Annotated in this window: 8 protein-coding genes and 1 pseudogene; all 9 read right to left on the bottom strand. The window is 70.0% G+C overall.

Annotated elements, in window-relative coordinates; genetic code table 11:
• Positions 1–23 precede the first annotated feature (23 nt).
• The 9 genes and pseudogenes from ASF65_RS18020 to mepA all read right to left on the bottom strand — a co-directional run bounded on the left by ASF65_RS18020 (position 24) and on the right by mepA (position 9,920).
• On the bottom strand, positions 24–1,052 hold the full coding sequence (locus tag ASF65_RS18020; protein ID WP_055892296.1) for a sulfate/molybdate ABC transporter ATP-binding protein: 1,029 nt from the start codon (positions 1,050–1,052) through the stop codon (positions 24–26).
• An 18-nt stretch (positions 1,053–1,070) separates the two neighbouring features.
• Positions 1,071–1,976 (bottom strand): sulfate ABC transporter permease subunit CysW, encoded by a 906-nt coding sequence (cysW, locus tag ASF65_RS18015; protein WP_055892293.1) that lies wholly within the window; start codon positions 1,974–1,976, stop codon positions 1,071–1,073.
• Positions 1,960–2,835, bottom strand: a pseudogene (cysT, locus tag ASF65_RS18010) (sulfate ABC transporter permease subunit CysT); the annotation flags it as partial. The pseudogene cysT and the gene cysW, both read right to left, overlap by 17 nt.
• A gap of 344 nt (positions 2,836–3,179) precedes the next feature.
• A complete protein-coding gene (locus ASF65_RS18005; protein ID WP_055892289.1) occupies positions 3,180–4,193 on the bottom strand; it encodes a sulfate ABC transporter substrate-binding protein in 1,014 nt (337 codons plus the stop codon).
• A 158-nt stretch (positions 4,194–4,351) separates the two neighbouring features.
• Entirely contained in the window at positions 4,352–4,972 is a 621-nt protein-coding gene (locus ASF65_RS18000) for a 2,3-bisphosphoglycerate-dependent phosphoglycerate mutase (RefSeq protein WP_055892286.1), read from the bottom strand.
• 39 nt (positions 4,973–5,011) lie between these two features.
• Positions 5,012–5,824 (bottom strand): 4-hydroxy-tetrahydrodipicolinate reductase, encoded by an 813-nt coding sequence (dapB, locus tag ASF65_RS17995; RefSeq protein ID WP_055892283.1) that lies wholly within the window; start codon positions 5,822–5,824, stop codon positions 5,012–5,014.
• 14 nt (positions 5,825–5,838) lie between these two features.
• Complete coding sequence (locus ASF65_RS17990) at positions 5,839–7,635, bottom strand: ABC transporter ATP-binding protein (protein WP_244486816.1); 1,797 nt, start codon at positions 7,633–7,635, stop codon at positions 5,839–5,841.
• Positions 7,636–7,713: 78 nt separating this feature from the next.
• Positions 7,714–8,739 carry a glucokinase gene (locus tag ASF65_RS17985; protein WP_055892280.1) on the bottom strand — a complete coding sequence of 342 codons (1,026 nt, stop codon included), beginning with the start codon at positions 8,737–8,739 and terminating at the stop codon, positions 7,714–7,716.
• Positions 8,740–8,837: 98 nt separating this feature from the next.
• Positions 8,838–9,920 carry a penicillin-insensitive murein endopeptidase gene (gene mepA, locus ASF65_RS17980; RefSeq protein ID WP_055892277.1) on the bottom strand — a complete coding sequence of 361 codons (1,083 nt, stop codon included), beginning with the start codon at positions 9,918–9,920 and terminating at the stop codon, positions 8,838–8,840.
• Positions 9,921–10,017: the final 97 nt, after the last annotated feature.

The following is a 10,017-nucleotide window of genomic DNA, read 5'->3' as shown; positions in this document are numbered from 1 at the left end:
GCGATGTCGCGCCGCCCCCGTCTTCAGGCGAAGAGCTGCCAGCGCTTGGGGATCACGGTGATCGGCGTGCCGGCCTCGCTCGGGGCGTGGGCGGGCAGTTCGACCTCGATCCGGCGCGCGTGCTGGTCAAGGTTGAACTCGGCCATGCGCGCCCCGCCGACGCGCCGCGTCAGCGCGATCTGGCCGGAGAGGCCGCGCGCGCTCGGCTCCACCACCTCGAAGTCGTGCGGGCGCACGAACATGCGCCAGGACCCGTCGCGCGCATCGGTGCGCCCGAGCGGCACGCCGCCAAACGCGATCTCGCCGCCGCGCACCTCGACCGGCAGCTCGTTCGACTGGCCGATAAAGGAGAAGACGAACGGGCTCTGCGGCCGGTCGTAGATGTCGTCGGCGGACCCCACCTGCTCGATCCGGCCCTGGCTCATGACGACGACCCGGTCGGCAAGCTCCACCGCCTCGTCCTGGTCGTGCGTGACGAAGACCGTGGTGTGGCCGGTGCGCTCGTGCAGCTCGCGCAGCCAGCGGCGCAGGTCCTTGCGCACCTTGGCGTCGAGTGCGCCGAAGGGTTCGTCGAGAAGCAGCACCTTCGGCTCGATCGCGAGCGCCCGGGCGAGCGCCACGCGCTGGCGCTGGCCGCCGGACAGCTGCATCGGGTACCGCCGGCCGAGGTCGGGCAGCTGGATCAGCTCCAGAAGCTCCCCGACGCGCCGCCGGATCTCAGCGCTTGAAGGCCGCGAGCCGCGCTCGCGCACCGACAGGCCGAAGCCGATGTTGTCGGCCACCGTCATGTGCTTGAACAGCGCATAGTGCTGGAACACGAAGCCGACGTTGCGCTCCTGCACGCTCTTGCCCGACGCGTCCTCGTCGCCGAACAGGATCTGGCCCGCGGTCGGGAACTCCAGCCCCGCGATGAGGCGTAAGAGCGTCGTCTTGCCGGAGCCGGATGGTCCGAGCAGCGCGATCAGCTCGCCCGATCGGATGTCGAGCGAGACGTCGTGGAGCGCGGGATAGCGGTCGAATTCCTTGCGGATGTTGCGCACGCCGATCTTCATCAGTGAGAACCCGTCATGTCAGTGGCCGCCGCGGCTGGCCTTGATGTCGCCGGCATAGCGCCATTCGAGGAAGGTCTTGAGGCAGAGCGTGACGAGCGCCAGCATGGCGAGCAGCGTCGCCACGGCGAAGGCCGCCGAGAAGGCGTACTCGTTGTAGAGGATCTCGACATGGAGCGGCATCGTGTTGGTCTCGCCCCGGATCTTGCCGGAGATCACCGCCACCGCCCCGAACTCGCCCATGGCGCGCGCGTTGCAAAGAAGCACGCCGTAGAGGAGCGCCCACTTCACGTTGGGCAGCGTCACGCGCCGGAAGGTCTGCCAGCCGCTGGCGCCGAGCGAGATCGCCGCCTCCTCGTCGCCCGTGCCCTGTTCCTGCATGAGCGGGATCAGCTCGCGCGCGACGAAGGGGAGCGTCACGAACACCGTGGCGAGCACGATGCCCGGCAGCGCGAAAACGATCGGAATGCCGGTCGCCTGCACCATCCAGTGGAACGTGCCCTGCGCGCCGAACAGGAGCACGAAGACGAGACCCGCGATCACCGGCGAGACCGAGAAGGGCAGGTCGATCAGCGTCGTCAGCAGCGTCTTGCCGCGGAACTCGAACTTGGCGATCGCCCAGGCGGCGCACAGGCCGAAGACGAGGTTCACCGGCACCGCGATCGCGGCGACGGTCAGCGTCAGCCTGATCGCGGCGAGCGCGTCCGGGTCGGTGACGGCCTGTCGGAAGGCCGCGACGCCGCCGCGCAGCGCCTCCACGAACACGGCGACCAGCGGCAGGAACAGGACCAGCGCCAGGAACAGCATGGCCACCGCGATCAGCGTCCACTTCACCGCGGGGCTCTCGTCGGTCGGCGAGGGGCGGCGCGAGCGCACGGCCTCCACGGCGGGCGCGGCCTCCAGGGTCGTCTCAAGCACCAAGGCCATATCTCCGCCGGCTCCAGGTCTGGATGAGGTTGATCGCGAGCAGGATCGCAAAGGAGATGACCAGCATCAGCGCGGCGACCGCGGTCGCGCCGGCATAGTTGAACTCCTCCAGCCGGATGACGATCAGAAGCGGCGCGATCTCCGACACGTAGGGGATGTTGCCGGCGATGAAGATCACCGAGCCGTATTCGCCGATGGAGCGGGCGAGCGCGAGCGCAAAGCCGGTGAGGAGCGCCGGGGTGACGGTCGGCAGCACGACGCGGAACACGGTCTGGAAGCGATTGGCGCCCAGCGTCGCGGCCGCCTGCTCGAGCTCGGCGTCCATCTCCTCCAAGACCGGCTGCACCGTGCGCACGACGAAGGGCAGCGACACGAAGGTCAGCGCCACGATGACGCCGAGCGGCGAATAGGCGATGCGAAGGCCCCCCTCGCCGAACAGCGGTGCCAGGAGGCCGCCCGGCGCGAACAGCGAGCCGACCCAGCCGTTCGGCGCGTAGAGCGCGGTCAGCGCGATGCCGGCGACGGCTGTCGGCAGCGCAAAGGGCAGGTCGATCGCCGCGTCCACCAGCCGCTTGCCGGGGAAGCGGTAGCGCACGAGCACCCAGGCGAGGAGCAGGCCGAAAACGGCGTTGATGACGGCCGAGACCAGCGAGGCGCCGAACGACAGGGTCAGCGCCGAGACGACGCGCCGGTCGCTCGCCAGCGCGAGGAAATCGGAAAGCCCGAGCCCCGCCGCACGCACCGCCAGCGCCGACAAAGGCAGGAGCACGATCAGGCTGAGATAGACGAGCGTCACACCCAGCGACAGGCCGAAGCCCGGCACGACGCTCGGTTGGCGAAAGTGAAAGGCCGGGCGATCNCAGGAGCACGATCAGGCTGAGATAGACGAGCGTCACACCCAGCGACAGGCCGAAGCCCGGCACGACGCTCGGTTGGCGAAAGTGAAAGGCCGGGCGATCGGCGGTGGTCGAAGCCATGCGGTTCCTGACGAGACGTCGGCTGGAGGGAGCGGGCGCGTGGGTGGCAAAATAGCGCGGCAAGCCGCGCGGCGATACCACCGGCTCGCCGCGCCGATCATCCGGCGGCACGGGAACGGCCCCGCCGATGGGAGCGGCGGGACCGGGGAGCGCATCGGGATGGGAGGCGACCCCGAGGCGCCGGGAGGGGATCATCAGGCCCCGAGACGCCGGAGCCTTGCGTGCCTCAGTTGGCGGGCTTGTAGATCTGGTCGAAGATGCCGCCGTCGCCGAAGTGCTCGGGCTGAACCTTCGCCCATCCGCCGAACTGGGCGTCGTCGATCTTCACGAGGTCGATCTGGGGAAAGCGCTCCAGCAGCGCCTTGTCGGTCACCTTCTCGGGCTCCGAGGGGCGGTAGAAGTGCTTGGCCGAGATGGTCTGACCTTCCGGCGAATAGAGGTAGTCGAGATAGGCCTTCGCCACCTCGGTCGTGCCCTTGGTGTCGGTGTTGCCGGGAACCAATGCCACCGGCGGCTCGGCGAGGATGGAGATCGAGGGCACCTTGATCTCGAACTGGTCGGGACCGAGTTCCTCGAGCGCGAGGAACGCCTCGTTCTCCCAGGCGAGCAGCACGTCGCCGATGCCGCGCTGGACGAAGGTCGTGGTCGAGCCCCGCGCGCCGGTATCGAGCACGGGCACGTGGCGGTACACGTCGCCGACGAAGCCCTTCACCTTCTCCGCGTCGCCGCCGTACTGCTTGTTCGCCCAGGCCCAGGCGGCCAGATAGTTCCAGCGCGCGCCGCCGGACGTCTTCGGGTTCGGCGTGATGACCTGGACGCCGTCTTTCACGAGGTCGCCCCAGTCGTTGATCGCCTTCGGGTTGCCCTTGCGCACCAGGAACACGATCGTCGACGTGTAGGGCGAGGAGTTGTGCGGCAGGAGCGTGCGCCAGTTCTCCGGGATCTTCTTCGTCGCCTTGGCGATGGCGTCGATGTCGGCCTGGAGGGCGAGCGTCACGACGTCGGCATCGAGGCCGTCGATCACGGTGCGCGCCTGCGCGCCCGAGCCGCCGTGCGACATGCGCACCGTCGGCGCGTCCTTGCCGTCGGCTTTCTGGTGGGCGGCAAAGGCGGCGTTGAAGTCGCGGTAAAGCTCGCGCGTCGGATCGTAGGAGACGTTGAGAAGGGTCTGGGCCGAGACCGGCAGGCTGAGCGCCATCAGGGCGGCGGCGGCAATTCCAAGCGACAGGGACAGACGCATTCGCGGAAAATCCTTTTTTGGCCGAGAGCCCGAGCTTCGATGGAAGGAAGCTAAAGGGCAACGACCCATCAGGATAGGAATGATCTACTAAATCCGGTCATGTTATAGACAATTCGATGTCGCGGACCGGGGCGCGAAACCCCGGTCCGCGTCGGATCTCAGGCCGACAGGACGTCCTTCGAGGCGACCGAGGAATCGGCATTGAGGCGGTAGACGATGGGAACGCCGGTCGCGAGTTCCTGCGCGACGATCTCCTCGCCCGTCAGCCCGTCGAGCGCCATGATGAGGGCGCGCAGCGAGTTGCCGTGGGCGGCGACGATCACCGTGCCGCCGCCGAGCACCTTCGGCTGGATGCGGTGGATATAGTAGGGCCAGACCCGGGCGCCCGTGTCCTTCAGGCTCTCGCCGCCCGGCGGCGGCACGTCGTAGGAGCGGCGCCAGACATGGACCTGGTCCTCGCCCCACTTGGCGCGGGCATCGTCCTTGTTGAGGCCCGACAGGTCGCCGTAGTCGCGCTCGTTCAGCGCCTGGTCGCGATGTGTCTCGATCGGGCCCTGCCCGAGTTCACCCTCGATGAGGGCCAGCGTGCGCTGGGCCCGCGACAGGACGCTGGTGAAGGCGACGTCGAAGCGAAGCCCCGCATCCTTCAATCGGCGGCCGGCGGCGCGCGCCTCCTCGACGCCGAGTTCCGTCAGGTCCGGGTCGCGCCAGCCGGTGAAGAGGTTCTTGAGGTTCCATTCGCTCTGCCCGTGGCGAACGAGGACGAGGGTACGGGACATGGGCTTTGGCTCCCTTGGCGTTGAGACGGAGGAAAAGGATCAGAGACCGAGGACGTCGCGCATCGAGTAGAGGCCCGGCGCCTGATGCCGCGCCCAGAGCGCGGCGCGCAGCGCTCCGCGCGCGAAGATCGCCCGGTCCTCGGCATGGTGCTTCAGCGTGATGCGCTCGCCTTCGCCGGCCAGGATCACCTCGTGGTCGCCGACCACCGAGCCGCCGCGCAGCGTCGCAAAGCCGATCGCGCCCGCGGGGCGCGCCCCGGTGTGACCGTCGCGCGAGCGCACAGAGGCATCGGCGAGCTTGACACCGCGCCCCTGCGCCGCCGCCTCTCCCAGAAGCAGGGCGGTGCCCGAAGGCGCGTCGACCTTGTGGCGGTGGTGCATTTCCAGGATCTCGAGGTCGAAGGCGTCGGGTCCCAGCGCACGCGCCGCCTGCTCGACGAGGACCGACAGGAGATTGACCCCGAGGCTCATGTTGCCGGACTTGACGATGCGGGCACCCTCGCGCCCGGCCGCGGCGATCGCCGCGTCGTCCTCGGCCGAGCAGCCCGTCGTGCCGATGACATGCACCAGCCCGCGCCGCGCCGTCTCGCGTGACAGCGCCACGCTGGCGGCGGGCGCGGTGAAGTCGATCACGCCGTCGGCCTCGCGCAGGGCGACCTCGAGGTCGTCGGACACGGGGACACCCAACGCGGCCACCCCGGCGAGCGTGCCGGCATCGTCCCCGAGATGCGGCGAGCCCGGCCGCTCGAGGGCAGCGGCGACCGCGAACTCCGGCGCCTCGGAGGCGAGGCGCACCAGCGTCCGGCCCATGCGCCCGCCCGCCCCGAGGATCACCAGCCGCATCGCGTCCATCGCCCGTCCTCCCTTCAGTCCACCGTCTCGCCCACGCCCGACTGGAGCGCGTGGAAGCGGGCATACAATCCGTTCGGCCGCCGGCTGAGCTCGGCATGGGTGCCGCCCTCCGCGATGCGGCCGCGATCGACGACGAGGATCTGGTCGGCCCCGACGATCGTCGAAAGACGGTGCGCGACGACGAGCACGGTGCGCCCGCGCATCGCCTCCTCGAGCGCGCGCTGGACCAGCACCTCGGAGCGCGAATCCAGCGCCGAGGTCGCTTCGTCCAACACCAGGATCGGCGCGTCGCGCAGGAGCGCGCGGGCGATCGACAGGCGCTGGCGCTGGCCGCCCGACAATGTCGCGCCGCTCTCGCCGACCGGCGTCTCGTAGCCGAGCGGCTGGGCGAGGATGAACTCCTCGGCCTGCGCCCGGCGCGCCGCCTCCTCCACCTCGGCGTCGGAGGCCGCCGGGCGCCCGAAGCGGATGTTGTCGCGGATCGTGCCCTCGAAGAGAACCGACTGCTGCGGCACGTAGGCGATCTCGGTGCGCAGCGAATGCTTGGTGACGGTGCGGATGTCCTGTCCGTCGATCGTGATACGCCCGGCCGCGGGATCGTGGAAGCGCTCCAGGAGCGCCAGAACGGTCGACTTGCCGCCGCCCGACGCCCCGACCAGCGCCGTCGTTCGGCCGGCCGGCGCGGTGAAGCCGATGCCGCGCAGGACGTCCTCGCCGCCGGGATAGCGGAAGCGCACGTCCTCGAACACGATCTCACCGCGCGTGACGTTGAGCGCCGTCGCGCCCGGCGCATCGGCCTGGCGGGGCGGCTCGTCGAGGATCTCGTAGATCATGCGCGCGTTGACCAGCGCCTTTTCGAGCTGCACCTGCAGCCGCGCGAGGCGCCGGGCGGGATCGTAGGCGAGAAGCAGCGCGGTGATGAAGGCGAACATCGCGCCCGGCGAATAGCCGTAGACGATCGAGCGATAGCCCGACCAGGCGATCACGGCGGCGACCGCAAGGCCCGCCACGGTCTCGGTCACCGGGCCCGACCGCTCGGTGATGACGGCGATGCGGTTGGAGCGCTCTTCGGCCTGCCGGATCAGCCCCTCGGTCCGCTCGCGCAGGAGCTCTTCCATCGTGAAGGCCTTGACGACCTGAATCCCCTGCGCGGTCTCCTGCATGGAGCCCAGCACCCGCGCGTTGAGGTCGACCGACTGGCGCGTCGCCTTGCGCAGCTTGCGCGAGAGGTTCGAGATCATGATCGCGATCGGCGGACCGGCGGTCAGCGCGATCAGGGACAGGACCCAGTCCTGCCAGATCATCGCGCCGATCAGGAAGATCAGCGTCAGGAGATCGCGCGCGATCGAGGTGACCGTGAGGTTCAACGTCTCGCGCACGCCCGTCACGTTCTGGTTGATGCGCGCGGCGAGCTGGGCCGAACGGTTCTCGCCGTAGAAGTCGACCGAAAGCTCGGTGAGGTGCTGGAACAGGCGGCGCTGGTAGCGCGCCACGATGTCGTTGCCGATGCGCGCGAGAACGACGCCCTGCCCATAGGAGGCAAGGCCGCGCACGAGGAACGACACGAACACGGCGAAGGGCAGCGAGAAGAGGACCGCGCGATTGCCCTCGACGAAGATCTCGTCGATCACGTCGCGCATGATCCAGGCGAGGAAGGCGGTCGACAGCGCCACCAGCACGAGGCAGACACTCGCGAAGGCATAGCCGCGGATGTGCTCGCGCCCGTTCTCGGCGAAGATGCGCTTGAGCAGCCGCAGCGCTTCGCCGCGCTCGGCCCCGTCGGATAGGGACAGGCTCTTCTTGGTTCCGATCAACGCCACCAACCTCGTTCGGCGGCTCTATAGCGCGTCGACGGCGGGATGCCTACGGGGCCCCGCGCTGCGACGGCCTCAACCCACCCAGCGGCGGCCGGCGGTCTCGAGCCCGTAGCCTTGCGGGCTGCGGGCATAGGCGGCGAGCCCCACGAGCGCGGCGAGCGGCTGCGTGATGACGAAGAGCGGGATCTCGCGCATCAGCGCCTCGTGAGGCGCCTTGTCGTCGAAGGCGGCGCGCATCTCGGGCGCGTGGACGATCGGGATGATGCGCTGGAAGATGCCGCCGGCGATGTAGACGCCGCCGCGCGCCATGAAGAGAAGCGCGAGATCGCCCGCGAGACGGCCGAGATATTCGGCGAAAAGCTGCACCGCCTCGCCCGACTGCCCGTCGCGCCCGTTGAGCGCGGCCTCGGTCACGGAGGCGGGCGTCGGATGGGTCGGCTCGACCCCGTCGGCTGCGCAGATCGCGCGGTAGAGGTTGACGAGGCCGCGGCCCGACAGGATCTGCTCGCCCGAGATGCGTCCGGCGATGGTTTCGAGATGGGGCCAGATCTCGCGGTCGCGCGCCGTGCGCGCCCCGAGATCGACATGACCGCCCTCGCCCGCCACGGGGATCCACATGCCCCGCGCGTGGACCAGCGCGCCGACGCCGAGCCCCGTGCCGGGGCCCACCACGACGCGGCTCGCCCCCTCGCGCACCGTGCCGCCGCCGATCGCCTGCCGGCCGCTGTCGGGCAGCGCCGAGACGGCGAGCGCCTGCGCCTCGAAATCGTTGAGGACGAGCACCTCCCGGAAACCGAGATCGGCGATCAGCGTGCGCGGGCGCACCACCCAGGGGCAGTTGGTGAGGTCGATCTCGTCGCCGTCCACCGGGCCGGCGACGGCCAGAACCGCCGTCGCCGGGCGCTCCGTGGTGTTGTCGAAGACGGCGGCGCGGATGGCGTCGTCGATGTTGGGAAAGTCCGCGGTCTGGACGATCGGGAAGGTCTCGGGCTCGGCCCGGGCATCGCGCAGGAGCGCGAAGCGCGCGTTGGTGCCGCCGATGTCGCCGATCAGGATCGGAAACCGGAGACCCTCGGTGTTCTCGCTCGCCGAACCCATGGAAACCCTCCGTCTCGCCCTTTGAAGCCTCGCGCCATAGCATCCGGCGCCATCCGGCAAAAGACCGCCGGAGCGCCGTTTCGCCGGGGGTCCGGCGCTCAGCCGGCCGGGCGCATGCGCGGCATGGCGAAGCCCCCGTCGTCCGGCACCGCGGCAGGCGGAACCGGGGCGGCCGAGGCGCGGGGCGCCGGCTCGGGCGCCAGCGCCATCGGTGCGTTGCCGTCGAAGTCGTCGGCCATCGCGGGGGCATCAGCTGCCACGGGCGCGGCACGCAGCGGCGCAGCGGCCCGCGCGCCCGCGACGTCGGGCTGCTTCAGGACGGCCGCGCAGGCACGCGGCAACGCCGAAAGGAAGATCGGAGGCGGCTTCTTGTAGGGCTTGGCGCTCGGCTTCGGCGGCTGCAGCGCCACGTCGAACCACCAGTCCAGCTTGTCGCAGCCGTCGCCCTTCACGGTGGGCTCCTGCGGCTGGCAGTTGGGCGAACCCGGCTGGCAGACCATGCGGACGTGGAAATGGTAGTCGTGGCCGTACATCGGCCGCACCTTGTTCAGCCAGGCGCGGTCGCGGCCGGCCGTCTTGCAGAGCTGCTCCTTGATGCCGGGATGCACGAAGATCCGCTCGACCTCCGGCTCGGTGGCCGCGGTGCGGATGAGCTTCATCATCTCGGGCCGCCAGCGCTTCAGATCGATGTGGCGGGTGCGCTTGTCGATGACGGAGGGCAACGGCATATGATCGCGCTCGTCGTCCGTCAGCCGGCGGTTCGGCATCTCGGTGAGGTAGATGTCGGCGTCGAGGCCGATCTGGTGCGAGGCGTGGCCGTCCTTCATCGGGCCGCCGCGCGGCTGCGCCATGTCGCCGAACAGGAGGCCGCGCCAGTTGGCCTCGCGCCGGGCGTCCACCGACAGGCGTTGCAGGAGCTTGATCAGGGCGGGATGGGCATAGGCGCGGTCGCGCGAGGGCTTCATCACCTGCCAGGTCGGCCCGTCCTTGGGCATCGCCATGCCGCCGGCCAGACACCCCTTGGAATAGAAGCCGATGCTCTGCGGGGGCGCGGCGGAGGGAAAGTGCTCGGCCGAGAAGAGGTCCTTGGCGGCGGTCTCGGCCCGCGCCGCGCCCGCGAGCGTCAAACCGAGCGCCATCCCCAGTCCGACCGCCCGTCCCAGCTTCATCGTTCCCGCCATGCGCCCCGCCCTTCCGTTCGGCCGCGATCAGCCCGACAGATCGGCCGAAACTAAGGCCGGCGCTTGGCCTGAAGCTTGCGCGGGGATGACACCGGGA

The sequence above is a fragment of the Aureimonas sp. Leaf324 genome (assembly GCF_001423245.1).
GTDB lineage: Bacteria > Pseudomonadota > Alphaproteobacteria > Rhizobiales > Rhizobiaceae > Aureimonas.
Note: the sequence above shows the minus strand (reverse complement) of the source record. Positions and strands in the feature narration are given on the sequence as shown.